Here is a 15,972-nt window from a genome sequence, read left to right as displayed (position 1 = left end):
GCATGACGCGCGGGCGGGGATTCTTCTGGCTGGCCGTCGCACTGATCGTCACGATGCCGGTGCTTGCAGCGACTTTCAGCCCTTTGCTGGCATGGCGCGACCCTGTCTACATCGCGGCAGGTCTGGCTGGTGTCATCGCGCTGGCGTTGATGTTTCTGCAGCCCGTGATGGTTGGTGCGTATGACACGCTTGGTCTTGAGCGTGCGCGTGCGCGTTTGCTGCACAGGGCCATTGGTGTGACGGTTGTCGCGGCGGTACTTTTGCATGTTGCAGGGCTCTGGATTACCAGCCCGCCGGATGTGATCGACGTGCTGCTCTTTCGGTCACCTACGCCTTTCGGGGTTTGGGGCGCACTGGCCCTATGGGCGGTTCTGGGCGCGGCACTCGTCGCGGCGGGGCGTCGCCGCCTAAGATGGTCGCCGCGACGATGGCGGTACACCCACGCCACGCTGGCGGCGATCACGGTTGTGGCAACTGTTCTCCACACCGTGTTGATTGAGGGGACCATGGAAACAACCACCAAGATTGTCCTGTGCGGCGCGTTGATTGCTGCGAGCGGCGCGGCGTTCAGGCGCATGAAGCGCTAAGCATAAAGCGCAAGCACCATACAGTCGCCTGCACGCCATTTGTGCCCGAATTCGACGCGATTGCGCGTGAAAGCCGAATCCACTGCCGCCGTACCGCGCAGGGCCAGATTTCAGTAGCCCCGAAACAAAGGCTGTTCTAATCAGGACAGACATGGCTATTACCCCGATCACTCAGAGCGAACAGCCGTCATCGCCTCGGCGGACTGATAGTCTGCGCGGGATCGCGTTAATGACGTTAGGCATGTTTTTGTTCTCTGGCGTCGATACGATGGGCAAGTTCCTGACCGACACTGTGCATCCCATCCAGATCGTTTGGTTTCGCCAGACTGGATTGTTCTTGGGCGTGCTCGTCCTGATTGGTATTCAGGGCAGGTCAGTTTTGTCTTCTACCAACCCCAAACTGCAGATCGGACGCGGTGTTCTCGCGGCCTGTTCGGCAACGCTCTTCATTTTTGGTGTTGCCTATGTCCCGCTTGCCGATGCTGTTGCGATCACGTTTGTTGCTCCTTTCATGGTAACTGTCATGGGTGCGCTAATCCTGCGAGAGCCGGTGGGTGTCCGTAGATGGTCGGCGGTCATCATCGGATTTATCGGAACTTTGATCGTGATCCGGCCGGGTTTGGGGGTCATCCATCCCGCGGCGCTGTTGCTGATCGTCGCGGCAACCGCTTTTGCGCTACGGCAAGTGCTGTCTCGCATACTGGCGGGCGAGGACAGAACACGAACGACAGTGGCGTATACTGCGATCGTGTCGTGGAGCCTTCTGTCGCTGCCCTTGCTGTTCATCTGGCAAACGCCTTCAAGCCCGTTGGAGTTCGTCCTGTTGACCGCAATGGCGGTTTTCGCAGCAATTGCAGAGATACTTGTCATAATGGCGTTGGACGCCGCTCAGGCAGTCGTCGTTGCCCCGGTTCAATATAGCCTACTGCTCTGGGGCACTCTTTACGGATTTTTCGTGTTCGGGCAGTTGCCGGACGGGTGGACATGGCTGGGCGCTGTAATCATCGTGGCAACCGGCCTCTATACCCTGAACCGCGAAAGGCTCGCTTTGCGGGCCAGAAAAAGCGTTCAGGACTAAAGGCGTCTCTTCAGACACGGTGCTGAAAAAACCGCGGCGGCTTGGGCAAATCGCCCATTTGGGCAAAGTCTTCGATTATTTGACCTTGCGGAGGCTCCGCGCGGGAGCGCGTACGCGATACATGAGGCTATGTCCGCGCCACGAGCTGACCGGATGTTTTGATTGTACGACCTTGCAACAGGCGAAAGCTGACGCCGATCCAAACCCTGAAACGCAAAAGCCGTGGCCCTTCTAAGGGTTGGTCTGCACACTGAAGATCGGGATTTCACCTTTGCCCTTGATGTCGCGGAGTCCTTCAGGGGTCACTGTGAAACGGTCAGTCAAAAGCTTTGCGGTATTCTCTGTGACAATGATCTGACCGGGCGCGCCTTGGCTTTCCATGCGCGACGCCATGTTCACCGCATCGCCCCAAAGGTCATAAGCGAACTTACGTTTCCCGATCACCCCGGCCACAACCGGCCCCGAGTTGACCCCAATTCTCAAGTTGACGTCGAAATGCGTGCGAGAACTGATGGCCGCTGCGGCGGTGAGCATTTCTGTTGCAAGCTCTATGGCGATCTCTGCATGGTTCCGTTTGTCTTCCGGAACGCCCACGACAACCATGTAGGCATCACCAATCGTTTTGATTTTTTCGGCGCCATAGCTGTCTGCCAAACTGTCAAATTCTGTGAAAATCAGGTTCAGTGACTGCACCAGTTCTCCGGGCGAAAGTTTTGCGCTGGCAGCCGTGAAATCCGCGATATCGGCAAAAATGACCGAGACCTCACGATAATCATTGGCAATAACGCGTTCACCGTTTTTCAGACGAAGCGCAATCGGAGAGGGCAAAATATTATGCAGCAAATTCTCCGCACGTTCGTATTCGCGTTTCATGCCCGCCTCTGCGGTTTCAACCAAATGCTGGTTCAGACCCAGATAAAAGACCAATGCCGAACTTACGCTGATCGTATTTAGGACAAAGAGGAAAATAACCGATGCGTCGGACATCACCACCCATGGCTGCGATAATATTGCGAGCACACCAATCGAAATGGCACAAGCAAGGAGTGCCGAGCAAATCAGCGTTTTGCGCACCCATGAGAACTGCGGTGTAACAAGGCACACAATGGCGGACACAAGCGGGAAAAGCCAAAACATCGCTTCTAGCCCGGCGTGCAGCGTACCAAGCAACGCATGCAGGGGAATTTCAGCAAAATACAGGAGGTGTATGTACCACATAGGCCCTTGGCGGCGCGGCCAGAGGTATCCGTACGCGGCGAATAACAGCGTCACGGCGATGTTGTAATACGCCATCACGGCGACACCGTTCAGTGCAAAAATAACGGCCCATAGACCGTGCGAAAAACTCGCAACCCATGGCCCAAGACGGTGAAAACTATAGTAGCGCGCTTCTTTGTCTTCCATCTCCGGAGGTGTCCAAAGCATCAGGTCAATGGCGCGCTGGATGAGATCAGACATCGGAAACTTTCAACATGTTATTGGCGTTGTGCGACAAATGCTCTGATCTCCCGATGGGGGGCAATTCTTTGTGAAAAATCCAAATGCTCATTAAGACTATTCGTGTGACAAAATGGTGTCTGCGAGAGACACGCTATAGCGCCGTTGGAACCCGTTCAATCCTTGCGCTTTGGATGCCTTCCTGACCAACCGGTTCCGGTGTCTGGGCAAGCTGCCCGAGCAGATTAAAAGTCTTGGCCTACTGGTCCGAACGGCGATCTCCTGCATCAGAGGTTCGTCAAAGACTAACGAAGGACAGAGTGGCGAAAGAAATGGTATTCGTTTTCAAAAGACGAAAGTTGTGAAGATACGCAACGTCCTGATCAAACAGCTTTCAAACTCCGGCTTGGGCATTACCGTCACAGCGAGTTTTCGGGCGAGTACCAAATCGGCGATGTCCAGGCGCGCTCTTGTATCCAAACTGCAACGTCTTCGAGGAGCGGCAGCCCATGGCGTACTGCATCGTATGTCGTCCAGCGCGGCGTGGGTATCTCGATGACGCGCATGTAGTACAGCGCGTTTTGGTCCGGATCAAAATCATCGTCTGTCCAATGACCATGCAATTCAGGGACCCCTATGTCGTTGGTATATGTTGCCGTCTCAGGGTCGACTGTATTGCCGACGGCGGGGAGTTTGCCATTTTCATCCAGCGCGCGTTCACCTGACCACGCGACATTTACGACGCGCTCTTGAGGTTCGCCTTGCTCATCGACCCAACCCTTGATGATCTGGATGCGGTCAAGATTTGCGCCCTCTGGGTCCTTCAAAGCATGCACAGTAAAGGTGGGTGAACCGTTCAAAGCTGTCAGGTTGCCGCCCATCGGCACGCCGTTGGCATAGCCGTCCATCACGAGTTTGACCGGGTCGTCATTAACTTGAAGCATTGCCCCGCCAAAAAACCGCGGCTGTATGCGGGGGCCAGAGGTGACAAAAGTCTCGCGGTTTTGCATCGCATCAAAAATCTCGCCACGGGTGTTCTTGGGCGCCCAGACGCCGGCAATCGACCCCGGATTGGCATCAGGGCCTAGTACCCAACCGTCTATCTCGCCTTCGCGGCGTTGCTCGACCGTGCCATCAGCAACACCGTGGCTGCCATTATAAGTTGCCTCGTCAACATCACCGGGGAGGCCGTTGTGATTGTCGGTCCCACCGATAAAGCCAAGCTTCCAAGGGTTCGCGCCTAGTTTTTGCTCATAGTCGAGACCTTTTGCGGAGGCCCAACGGACAAAACCATCATTTCGGAAGTAGCGTTCGCTGAAGGTCGCAACGCTTTCTGCATTTTCGAAGTTCGCAAATTCGTCGTCCGGCGACACGCCGGGATGGGTTTCCGAGTTGCCCTTGATTTGCATCATCTCGATCAACGGCTCCCACTTGGCGCGCCGTTCGGCATACTCACGCGTGAGCGGGTTGCCGGAATTATCAATCGGCTCGAACATCAAACCTTTGCTGCCATTGGAGTTATGTGGAATGGCGAGCAAAGTGGAGCCTGCGGCCTCCTGTTCTTCCATCCAAGTCCAGAGTTCTTCCTCGTCCGTGGTATCAAGCGCGCTGATCGGGACGTCTGGCACTGTGTTGTCGCGGAAGATCACATTGCGGTGCATGTTGCCGGCATCAGGCGCCGACGTCCATTCAAAGGCGATGAGGCTGGTGAAGGTACCGGGATCGTAATTCGCCTCGGCAGACGCAATAACATAGTCTTCCCAAGCGGTTTTGGTGGTTTCTGGCCCGGCAAAGAAGGGGGGGTGCTCAGGCGCGCCGGACCGCATATTGCTGACAACATATTTCACGAACCATGCGCGCTGCGTCTCGACGTCCGACAGGCCGCGCAGCTCTGCAAGGGCGTCCTGGTTGTGGCCAGTGGCTGTTGGGACTTGGGTCGACAGCATCTCGCCGAGGAATTCAGCATGGTCGGAGACCGCTGCAAAATCCAGCGGGCGCCCGATACTGCGTTGCACGTTGTTCACCGAAACAGCTTCGCCCTTTGCAAAGCGATAAGCGTCAAAGGGAGTGAGGCGTGCTCCGCCGATATAAGCATCCAGCGAAAACGATGTGTGCACATGTGTTTCGCCAAAATAAGCGTTTTTCAGCGGATTCTCAGGAACAACTGCTTCACGCGCAGTCCAGTCTTCTTGTGCCATGGCAGGAAAGGCTACCGCCAGAACGGACAGAAATAACGATGGTGCCAATTTCATCTTCATATCAAAATCCTTCAAATCAATTCCCGTCGAATATGATGCAGGAAACCTGTTCGGAGCAATGTTAAATAATAGGCAGAATTATTGCGCCCCAATCCGTCTTACGGAAACCGGAATAGCAAGCACAGGCCCGCGCGCGCTATGGAGCGAAATCGAGAAAGCAGGCGCATCAGGGGGCTCTCGCACCGCGAACACCGTGGGTCCGCTATGTGTTCGGGGGCGTCAAAGCGGCTTTGGCAGCAGCCTGCCTGCAAGCATGAAGCGGTCTGTTGCGCCGTTACGTTCCAAGGATACGCGTTGCACGCACCTAATATGGCCACCCGCCAGCATCCGTGGCGCAAAAGCACGAAGACGCAGCTGCAATGTAAAACCTGCGGTTTTCCCGCTTGTTGAACGAATCCGAGCCGTTTCGGCTAAGTCTTTGAAAACAGTGGTGAGCCGTGCAGGATTCGAACCTGCGACCCACTGATTAAAAGTCATAGAGCAAGCTGTTTATTCTCATACTGCTGACTATCTTACGATCTTCCAAATATAGGTATTTATGTAAGAATTCATTCTTCGAGCTTCCTACTTATATCTAGTTTTTCCGTTCATCTGGTGACATATTGGTGACACAGGTCGTGCCATATCACCAGAGTAGGGAATGAATTGAGCCTCACTAACAAGAAAATCCGCGACGCTAAGCCAGACAGTCGAACCCGGATCATCTGGGATGCGGAGGTGAAGGGGTTAGGCCTGCGAATTACAAAGGCAGGCGCCAAGTCGTTTGTGCTGAGCTACCGGGCTGACGGCCGCAAACGTCTGATGACCCTCGCCCGAGCGTCAGAAATAACTTTGGAGTCGGCGCGGCTTTTGGCCGGAGAAGCATTGGTCAAAGTCCGACAAGGCCACGACCCGATCGAAGAACGGAAACAACGCCGATCACTTCCAACCGTAGCTGAAGCCATGGAACAGTATCTTGGCGACCATTTGATACGCCGGCTTTCTAATGGCCGCCTTACTGAACGCACGCTCAAGGAATACACACGGCAGACAAAAAAGTATGTTCTGCCAAAAATTGGGCCAAGGCGCGTCGCAGATATAACAAGGGACGATGTTGCTAAAATTCTAGATCCTCTCCCGCCGGTCATGGCCAATCGGGTTTGTGCGCTGCTCTCCGCTTTTTTCAATCAGGTCGAGCATTGGGAGTATCGACCTCAGCACACGAATCCGGCGCGCGGCATCGAAAAGGCCCGCGAAGAAGAGCGTGTCCGCACGCTGTCGGCTTCGGAACTTTCGGCACTCGGACAGGCTTTTGAAACAACGGGCAACCTAAATCCTTCTGCTGTACTCGCCATTCGGCTTGCCGCCGTCACGGGCCTGCGGATCGGCGAAATTCTCGATATGCGTTGGGACGAAGTGGACCTCGAAAGTGGATTTCTAGTGCTGCCAAAATCCAAAACTGGTCGCCGCATCCATACCCTACCGACAGCAGCACAAGCGCTTCTAGCTGCCGCACCAAAAGCCGGTAGCTACGTGGTGTTTGGCAGGCGTGTCGACCGTCCTATGGATTACAGCGCAGTGCGTCGGCACTGGGCCAAAGCGTGCCAGGCCGCTGGCATCGAGGGCGCGAGGCTGCATGACCTTCGCCGTACGATCATGACAGAGGCAGCAGCGCTCGGCGTCGGCTCCCACCTTTTGCGCGATATGATCGGACACAAAACTACAGCAATGGCCGACCGTTACGCGAGACGCGCAGGTGCGCCATTGGTAGAGTTACGTCAACGCATGGGGGATTCGATGGCCGACAAATTACTGGGTAAAGCAGCCAAGAATGATTGACGGAAAGCCCCAAACGACAAAGCTCTTTCAAAGGCCACGGGAACAGTTAGGCCTGAGAGACCAGCCTGGGCTTGAAGGTCATGTTGGCAGCGATGAATTACATGAATTCTTATTACCACATTTGTTTGGAATTAGATTCCCACGCCAAAGCCTGCTGCCCCCCCTTACTCGGTCGATGGCAATGAAGAGCTCACACGTGTTTTAGCAACAGGAATGAGACAAATCTCAGTCGAAAAGATTCTAGATGAACTGAAAAACGGTACGCTGACACTTTATGCAAGTGAACTTACAACCAACGAAAAGTGGGGTACTCGGCACCGAGTACCCGCAAGTATATTTGACAGCCTGACTGCTTTTGACATCGGAACCGAATTTTTACTGGGCGGCGCACATGGGCCGTTGTCGGCATTTCCCGAATGGGCTTGGGAAAAGCAATTTTTCTTCGAAGTGGACGACGTCGAAGCTTGGCTCGAACGTTTGGAGCCTGTTGCAATGCTCCCTGCAGCCGTAGAACGCGATGGCAAGCTACTGCCATCTGGTCCGATTCCCGCTTCAGCCGCAATATGCTGGATAGCGGGTCAGAAGATTCGCGATTGGTATGAGCTGATTGAAACGGGCGGTCAGATCAGAGAAGCACTACAGACTCTAAACACACCAGCCGATGCCGTTTCTGAGGCCGAACGTTCTTCAGCGGCGCGCGATATAGTTGCGCTACTGGCTGAACGACATGTGCGATCACATGCCGCCAACGAAATTATCCGGTTTATGGGTGAAGGTCGGCTCGCAGGCTATGGCGTTCCGGATTATCGGAACAGCAACACGGCACACAATGAATTTTCAAAAATACCTAAAACGGCATTTCTGATTCAGCGTGAGTTTTCATCAAACGGGAAATTCACCGATTGCCTTGTCGCGGGAGCGACGGACGACAGAACTGAAGACCAGCAAGCAAGCAACGAGGCTGATTGGACATACGTTCGTTACAAACGGAACGACTTGGTTGGCATTTGGGGCGAGGCAACTTCGCCAATTGACAAAGCAGGACCGACAGCAACTGACTTTGACGGTAAGAAGTCCAACGCTCCGCGTGGCCGTCGGGCCGCATATGACTGGGAGGGACTGTACAGCCACCTCGATGAACTTTGGATTCATCATGGCCCTTTGGACGAAACGGATCCGGAGTGGGGACGCAAAGCCGATGTCGAGCAAGCTACGAAGGACTGGTTTATCGACAAGATAGACGACCACCCCGCTGAAAGCACTATTAGGGAACGGGTAAGTCGTTGGCTTGAAATAAAAAATTCAAAGGCCGGTAAAGGCCGGTAATTAGATTCCGGCCATTACCGAGGACGTAAGCAGACATTTAAAAATAAACTGATCCAAGCGGAGCAATCTCGCCCGCAGAAGTCATGGAGCAGTGTATGAAAATCAACCCCGAGCAGTACTATCGGCCGTCTGCCGACGAACTCCGCCAAATCGCGGCAGTTCAGACGCTGGCGGCATGGCGCCACAAGAAGATTGGCCCGTCTTACATTTTGAGCGGATCTCGCGTTCTTTACAAAGGCGCCGATCTTATAGCCTGGCTGAACGCCAATCGCATCGATACGCGTGCGGAGGGCTAGAGATGCGAAACAGTGATCAGCCGCACTTCGACCGTTTAGTTACGATCCACTCCCTTCAACCATCCGAATGCAGAGTGGGCTTCATTGCCTGTGCCTGTACCGGAATGCGTCAACGCGATGAGCTTGCCGCATACCCCAATCTTCACACTTCTCGCAATAATATAGGAGTCTTTTCATGAACGCCAAATGGAAAGGCCCCAGAGATGCGCTGCAACGCAACTCCGAGGCCCCAATGAAAAGTAGCTACGACGCAACTTTCACCCACGAGATATACGCCAATTGCAGCGATCTGCAAACCCAGCGTCTGAGGCATCGTTTCGGACTCGGTGAGCGCCGCGCGCGTTTGCTGGCAACCCTCTGCTTCGGGGAGGGCAAGTGATGGATATACGACAGCACAACAAGCGTCATAAGCGCGCCTTGTCGTCGATACAGTATGCGTTGGTTCTGCAAGATCAGCCTGAGGCATGGCAAGGTTTAGAGATCGTTCTGAGGGCGCGTCTGACGCCTTTCGAGCGGGCCTGTCTGCTGACGTCCATTGCTGCAGCCAATGATACCGACCTTCTTATCGAATTTCTTGAAACGGTTGTCCCGGCCAGATTGGCCGGGGCTCCTTTGCCCGTCTTTCTCGATGTCGGGGCTGACGCGCGCTGGTGGGCGGGGATTGCAACGGGGTCTGAGATTAAAGCGTGGCTGACTGCCTGCTTTCTTCAGCTCTCTGAGCGGGACAGGGCGGAGTTTCTGACCGCCGCAAAACGGAGGGTCGCAGCATGAAATGGGACGCACATTTTGACCGTGCTGAAAGCGGAGACGACCTGCTGTCAGAGATCACGGCACCAGATGATATTCGCGCTAGCATCCAGCATCTCGCAAGCCTAGATCCACTCGATTACGAATGCTGCCGGCAGGAAGAGGCTGGTGCGCTCCGCCTGCGCGTCAGTGTTCTGGACGAGGAGGTGCGGAAGCTGCGTTCAGTTTCTGACGACCCGCGTAAAGATGTCTTCAAAGACATGGAACCTTGGTCTGACCCTGTTGATAGCGCCGACTTGCTCGACGAGCTGCTGGCAACGATCAAGCGTTTTTGCGTTCTTCCGGATCACTCGGATGTACTGATCGCGACATGGATTCTTCATGCACATGCGCACGACTGCTCGGACATCTCGCCGCTTCTCTGCCTTACTTCACCGGAGAAACGTTGTGGGAAATCTACTACGGCCTCCGTCATAGCAACCCTGGTGCCCAAGCCCATGCATGTCATCAATGTATCGCCAGCGGTCGTTTTCCGGGTGATCGAGGCCCACAAACCAACCCTGATCATTGATGAAGGCGACACCTTCCTCAAAGACAACGAAGACATGCGGGGACTAATCAACGGAGGGCACAATCGCCGAACCGCCTATGTCTGGCGCTCGGTTGGCGATGATCACGAGCCGAGGCGCTTCAATGTCTGGGGTCCGAAGGTCATTGCCATGATTGGGCGCCCGCCCGATACGATCGTGGATCGCTCGATTTCCGTCCGGTTACGCCGCAAACGGCCAGAAGACTGCGTCGAGCGCTTCTCTGCACGCTCCGGCGACGCGCTTATCCCGTTGGCTCGAAAAGCTGCGCGGTGGGTTGCAGACAACAGGATTGGCCTCACCGGTGCTGATCCAGTGATGCCTAATGATTTAAACGACAGGGCACAGGACAACGCGCGCCCGCTGTGTGCAATCGCTGATGCCGCCGGCGGCGCCTGGCCCACGAGGGTAAGAGGAGCGTTCGTCGGCATTGCGCGTCAGGAGGTTGAAGATGATCCCGCATCACCAGGTGTACTGTTGCTCTCCGACATCGTTGAAATCCTCGGGCGCTGGACCGGCGCTTCGATCAGTTCCAAGGATTTACTTTCGGAATTGACATCTGATGAGGAAGGACCGTGGGCGGAATGGCGCAGGGGTGACCCGATTACGCCTCGGGGGATCGCAAGGCTGCTGAAGGAGTTTGGGATTCGTCCGACCAGAGACCGAAAGGGCCGCTTTTACCGCGTCATGGAGCTCCAGGAGGCCTGTGATAGGTATCTGGAGGTGACCCCAAAATAAGCGTCACAAGCGTCACAAGCGTCACAGGTTGCCACAAGCGTCACGAAAAGAATATATTAATCATAGTTTTAACGCGCCCGTGACACTTGTGACGCTTGTGACGGAAGAGGATGCGGTAGGAGCAGGCCTGTCGATGTTTCAACAGGTCGCCGGCTTTAAAGTCCGCTTTCATCAAGAGCGGACGTTCGCTGCAGTCACAACGAATGTCTCAGTTGCGGACGAAGCGGCCATTTGTTCGGATCGGCTCAGTTACCGCTTCCGACCCACTGCCGACATTCGATCCGACCAAAATCCGACGACCAGGCTTCCCCCGACCGGATAATCATTCATGGCGCAGCATCTTCTTAGCCAGGATTGCGGCATCGCGGACAAAGCTATCCTTCTGGTAGCCTAGCACTGGCACGGCCTCCAGCATGAAGCAGGCATTCAGCAGGTCAGACTTTTACGTTTGCACGTCCATAACCGCAAAAAACCCTGCATCAGCGGGCAATTTCTGCACCGAAATCCGTCAGAGTGATCCTGGCATAAAACAGTTATAGACGGAACCGTACACTATTGTTAGATTGCGCATTAAACTTTACCCTCGCACGGAGAATTACCATGCCAGACCTTGTCCTTCTTTTTTTCAGAGTACCGTCGGCGATGAGGCAATTGTCGGTCGGCCTGTTTTGCGCCTTGTTCAGCATTTGCAGTGGCGACGCCTACGCAGCCGGCGGGGTTGTGGCAGAGCGAACCGGCGTTGCTCCGGATCGTTACGTCTACTACCCGGGCACCGAGACACTGGCACCGGGTGAAGTACGCGTCATCGCCTGCGGTACCGGTATGCCAGATCAACGCCGCGGTCAGGCTTCTGCATGTTTTCTCTTTGAGTTTGGGAACGGCGAGAAAATCATCTTCGATATCGGCACCGGCTCAATGCGCAACATCAATTCCTTGATGATCCCGTCGGAGTTTTTGACCAAGATCTTCATCAGCCACCTGCATACTGATCATTGGGGAGATCTTGATGCGCTTTGGGCTGGTGGTTGGACCGCCGGGCGCCCGGTCCCGCTGGAGGTATGGGGACCAAGTGGTCAAACACACGAGATGGGAACAGCCTATGCGATCGATGGCTTCAAGCGCGCGTTCAACTGGGATTTTCAGACCCGCGCATTTAAGATCTCGCCCATTCCTGGCACGATCACGGTAAACGAATTTGACTACCGTGGCGAAAACGCCGTGGTCTACGATGACGGTGAAATCATTATCCGGTCCATCCCCGCGATACATGCCGGTGACGGCCCCGTCAGCTATATTATCGAGTATGCTGATCTGAAACTTGTGTTCGGCGGAGATACGTCGCCCAACAAATGGTTCGTTGAATATGCAAAAGATGCGGACTTCGTGATCCATGAAGCCTTTGCAAGCCCAGATTTTTTCATGAAGGACTACGGCCAGCCTGCCCAGTTGGCATGGCGGGCATGCTGCGAGTTTCATTCCTCTGGCCCGGCCTTTGGCAAAGTAATGAGTGAAATCCAGCCCGGGCACGCAGTGGCCTATCACACCATGGAAGAGGCGCATCAGGAATTGCTTGTGTCCATTCGGACGACCTATGATGGTCCCTTGTCGATCGCGATGGACATGATGACGTGGAACATCACGTCAGACGGCGTCACCGAACGTATGGCCGTTTCACCAGATCGGGGCAGCGCCGTTCCTGGGCCAACGCGCCAGCCTCCACCAGACCCCAATTGGGCTGATCCGACCAGCGATTTCGTTCGGAACGGAGAATGGGGCCCCGGCTTCAACGCACAGAACGAGATGCTAGACGAATTCCGCGACGCCCAAGGTCTGGCAGAGCAGGACTGGCGCCCCAGTAAACCCTGGTACGTACCGAACGAGTAATTGTGTTGAAGAATGACGCCCATTCTAAAACGAGCAAGAAAGCTGGCGGCCGTGCCTATCGAGACATGGCGTGCCAGCATTGGTTTCGCCCCGTTTTTCTGAGCTGGAGTCTGCTGACCTGCAGCCTGTTATCAATGCCTGCGTTTGCAGACTACATGCCGATGAACGGCTCTGAGGTCGCGAACAACATTGCCGAAATTCAGATCGACAATGATGGTGTTCGAATTGCGCTCGAGATATTCGTTGAGGATGCAAAACACTTCGAGGATTTGATCCCGGATCAGTGGTTCAAAACACCCCAGCCAGACAGACCGTCGCTCGAAAACCGCCTTTTGCTCTTTTCCAAAGAGGGGCTTTCCGTGCGGACAGGGTCGGGCACGTTGTTAACGCCTGAGTTGGTCAAAATCGAGCGCAGATACCGCGTGGATCGTTCAAATGCACTGAGCGGCAAAATCAACCCTCTGAGCGGCGAGGCCTTTCCAACTCCGCCTGCGGACCCGCGTGTCGTTTACGCGGAACTTCGCTATACTTTTGGTACCGAGAAGCCAGAAGTGATCGAGCTCAGCCCCCCGGCCGGACCGGATGGTGTGCCGCTGGTTACGATTGGCATGATCGTCTTTGACCGGGGCGTCCCGGTGACGAATTTCCGCTTTTTGTCGCGGCCTGCGCGTTTGACTTTGGACTGGCATGACCCTTGGTATTCGCGTTTCGACAATCCGAATTTGCGTAGGCATCATACATCGGGGACAACAACATATCTTTATGTCGAACCCCGAGAAGTCCGGCATGAGGTTTTGATCCGCGTGCGCGATCTGGCGCCTTGGCTCGACATGGAGATTGGGCCGGGAACGCTGCTGTCACAAGACGATCAAGGCTTGATCAAAGAGCGCGCCACCGGCTTGTTGGCCGAACGGAATACGGTGAACCTGGACGGCAAGGCATCCGCCCCAACGGCAGACCGAGCGCATTTTTTGACGCTGAATGCGTCTGGATTGAAACTTGTTGACGACGCCCCCGCGCTTGCGGCGGACAATGCTTTTCTGGGGGTAATCTTTTCTTTTGCGGTGGACGAAATCCCAGCGGAGGTCTCTGTCGATTGGCAGATGTTTGATGACAATATCACTCAAGTCCCTGCAATACTGACAGATCCTGCTGGCCCGTTTCGGAGTGGCGCGACGGTTGAAGACCCTCAGATCGTCTGGACAAACCATCTGCTTGGATTTGAAAGACCTGAGGCGAAACCCGTTGTGGCGGCTATCGCCATATACCCCATCTCAGGGCTGTCTTTGTTCTCCGCAGTGCTTTTTGGTGCGACGGCGATCTTCCTCGCCGTGAGTCGGCCACCCCGGCGGCACTTGACGGCGGCCGGTGGATTCGCACTGTGCTGCGTGGCTCTGTGCTGGATCGCCACGCCCAGCGGATCGTCAAAAATCCAGCTGTTGTTTGAAACAATGCCGGAGAGAGCGAACGCGGCGCGTGTTCTTGAGAAACTCCTGAACAACGTGGCGGTTGCCCATCTTGCCGTGCACAAAGACGACCGGGCAAACGCATTGCGCGGTACCGTGGCCAATCAGTCATTTGCAGACGTTGTAGCCGAACTTGACCGCGCACTGGCGGTGCAAATTGCAGAAGGTGGAATTGGCCGGATCAGCAACATTCGCAACGTGGGGCTTGAAACCCTTGAAGCACACCCGACAAAGACCGGCTTCCAGACGTTGGCCAACTGGTCGGCTGAAATACGCGCCAGCCACTGGGGACACGATCATCTGCGCAACATCGAATATCGGTCCCTCGTTGAAGTGATCGAGCAAAATGGGACTTGGGTCTTGGACGCAATTACAGTGCTTGAAATGAAAGACCCCGATGTCTGAACAAATCACAGCTTTGCTTGAAAGAGTCAAAACATTCATCGCGCCGCTGGCCGTAACGCTCCTAGTCCTGACGGGATCCGCTGCAGGCGCACATTTCTTGTTGAACCTGAACGTTCGCATCTTTCACATCGTGCACGATGGCGAGGACGTGCGGACCTACCTTCGCATGCCATTGCCGTATTTGATTGCGGACAAGCTTGGTACGGAACCGCAAATGGATGGGCTACCTGCACCCGCGCCATTCACGACCAATGCTATGGAGGACGGAAAACTTGTGCACTTTGTCGACTTTCAAGAGGTCACGCAAAACCCGTTAGTCCTTGGAGGGATTGCGGAATCCGGATTCGTTTTCGAAAGCTCTGGACAGCGTATTCGAGGTGAGGTGGAGGACATCCGGCTGCATCGTGTTGGATCAGAGCCGGGTTTTGCAACGCTCGCGGAAGCGCGCGCTGTGTTCGGAAAAATCGCGCCGCCTGCGCCCATCAATGATCAGCAGTATGTTGGCGACACGGTTATCGATATGCTCATCCGTTATGCGCCGCCCGAGGCCGTGACGCGGTATCGCTGGTCAAGCACACTTGATCCGGGGCTGCCCGGGCAAGAGCAGACAGCCAATCTCCTTCTCGACTACGGGTCAGGCGCTCCAAAGATATTTCGAGCCCGGGGGCTGTTAAGCGAACCTGTCGAAGTATCCCGATCCCCGTGGCTGGCCGTCGGCACATTTGTCAAAGAGGGTGTCGTGCACATTCTGCAGGGCATTGATCACGTGTTGTTCGTGATCTGCCTTGTGATCGGCGCGACCACGCTCAGCGGGCTGTTGTGGCGGGTCACCGGGTTCACAATCGGACACAGCGTGACACTGGCAATCGGGTTTTTCGGTTTTGTGCCGCAAGCGGCTTGGTTTGTGCCCACGGTGGAAACAGGCATCGCCTTGTCGATTATTTATGCGGCGATCATTGCGGTGTGGCCGCGTTTCAGCCGTGTCGAGACGGGCCTTCAGATGTTTTTCGTGACCTGCGCCATCGGTCTGTTGCACGGGCTTGGCTTTTCGTTCGTTCTTCAGAACATTCTTCAGATTGACTCTCCTCAGATCTGGCAAAGCCTGCTGGCTTTCAATGTCGGGGTGGAAATCGGCCAACTGGCCATTGTACTTGCGGTCTGGCCAGTGCTTTTGTTTCTCGGCCATATCAGCGAGAAGGCCACGTTTCTGTCCCGCGTGACGGCCGGTGTTGCCTGTGCGATTGTCGCGAGCATTTGGACCGTTGAGCGCGGTCACGCCGTGCTGGCGTCACTGGGTTAAGGTACCGGGCCGGCGCAATTGCTGCGCGCTCAACAGATTGGCTCA

General features: G+C 55.2%; 13 protein-coding genes. 11 read left to right on the top strand and 2 right to left on the bottom strand.

Annotated features, from left to right (window positions below; translation table 11 throughout):
- The first annotated feature begins 2 nt into the window (after positions 1–2).
- Positions 3–587 carry a ferric reductase-like transmembrane domain-containing protein gene (locus tag AC2D8V_RS01095; RefSeq protein WP_484731667.1) on the top strand — a complete coding sequence of 195 codons (585 nt, stop codon included), beginning with the start codon at positions 3–5 and terminating at the stop codon, positions 585–587.
- Between the two features lie 151 nt (positions 588–738).
- Entirely contained in the window at positions 739–1,665 is a 927-nt protein-coding gene (locus AC2D8V_RS01090; RefSeq protein ID WP_484731666.1) for a DMT family transporter, read from the top strand.
- Between the two features lie 231 nt (positions 1,666–1,896).
- On the opposite strand, the gene AC2D8V_RS01085 is transcribed toward AC2D8V_RS01090, so the two are convergent.
- Entirely contained in the window at positions 1,897–3,123 is a 1,227-nt protein-coding gene (locus tag AC2D8V_RS01085; protein WP_484731665.1) for an adenylate/guanylate cyclase domain-containing protein, read from the bottom strand.
- A gap of 398 nt (positions 3,124–3,521) precedes the next feature.
- A complete protein-coding gene (locus AC2D8V_RS01080; RefSeq protein ID WP_484731664.1) occupies positions 3,522–5,360 on the bottom strand; it encodes a DUF3604 domain-containing protein in 1,839 nt (612 codons plus the stop codon).
- 645 nt (positions 5,361–6,005) lie between these two features.
- Here AC2D8V_RS01080 and AC2D8V_RS01075 point away from each other — a divergent pair.
- The 9 genes from AC2D8V_RS01075 to AC2D8V_RS01035 all read left to right on the top strand — a co-directional run bounded on the left by AC2D8V_RS01075 (position 6,006) and on the right by AC2D8V_RS01035 (position 15,927).
- Positions 6,006–7,178, top strand: coding sequence for a tyrosine-type recombinase/integrase (locus tag AC2D8V_RS01075; protein WP_484731663.1), 1,173 nt, complete (start codon positions 6,006–6,008; stop codon positions 7,176–7,178).
- A 213-nt stretch (positions 7,179–7,391) separates the two neighbouring features.
- Positions 7,392–8,504, top strand: coding sequence for a hypothetical protein (locus tag AC2D8V_RS01070; protein WP_484731662.1), 1,113 nt, complete (start codon positions 7,392–7,394; stop codon positions 8,502–8,504).
- Between the two features lie 95 nt (positions 8,505–8,599).
- Positions 8,600–8,800 (top strand): MerR family transcriptional regulator, encoded by a 201-nt coding sequence (locus AC2D8V_RS01065; protein ID WP_484731661.1) that lies wholly within the window; start codon positions 8,600–8,602, stop codon positions 8,798–8,800.
- Between the two features lie 175 nt (positions 8,801–8,975).
- On the top strand, positions 8,976–9,179 hold the full coding sequence (locus AC2D8V_RS01060; protein ID WP_484731660.1) for a hypothetical protein: 204 nt from the start codon (positions 8,976–8,978) through the stop codon (positions 9,177–9,179).
- Complete coding sequence (locus tag AC2D8V_RS01055) at positions 9,179–9,571, top strand: hypothetical protein (RefSeq protein ID WP_484731659.1); 393 nt, start codon at positions 9,179–9,181, stop codon at positions 9,569–9,571. The genes AC2D8V_RS01060 and AC2D8V_RS01055 overlap by 1 nt, the downstream gene beginning before the upstream one ends.
- Positions 9,568–10,872 carry a DUF3631 domain-containing protein gene (locus AC2D8V_RS01050; RefSeq protein ID WP_484731658.1) on the top strand — a complete coding sequence of 435 codons (1,305 nt, stop codon included), beginning with the start codon at positions 9,568–9,570 and terminating at the stop codon, positions 10,870–10,872. Before AC2D8V_RS01055 ends, AC2D8V_RS01050 begins: the two co-directional genes overlap by 4 nt.
- 600 nt (positions 10,873–11,472) lie before the next feature.
- A complete protein-coding gene (gntH, locus tag AC2D8V_RS01045) occupies positions 11,473–12,756 on the top strand; it encodes a guanitoxin biosynthesis MBL fold metallo-hydrolase GntH (protein WP_484731657.1) in 1,284 nt (427 codons plus the stop codon).
- A gap of 134 nt (positions 12,757–12,890) precedes the next feature.
- Complete coding sequence (locus AC2D8V_RS01040) at positions 12,891–14,627, top strand: hypothetical protein (RefSeq protein WP_484731656.1); 1,737 nt, start codon at positions 12,891–12,893, stop codon at positions 14,625–14,627.
- A complete protein-coding gene (locus AC2D8V_RS01035; RefSeq protein ID WP_484731655.1) occupies positions 14,620–15,927 on the top strand; it encodes a HupE/UreJ family protein in 1,308 nt (435 codons plus the stop codon). Before AC2D8V_RS01040 ends, AC2D8V_RS01035 begins: the two co-directional genes overlap by 8 nt.
- Positions 15,928–15,972 lie beyond the last annotated feature (45 nt).

Source organism: Roseobacter sp. YIN89, assembly GCF_057219365.1.
This window is presented reverse-complemented; position numbering and strand designations above follow the sequence as displayed.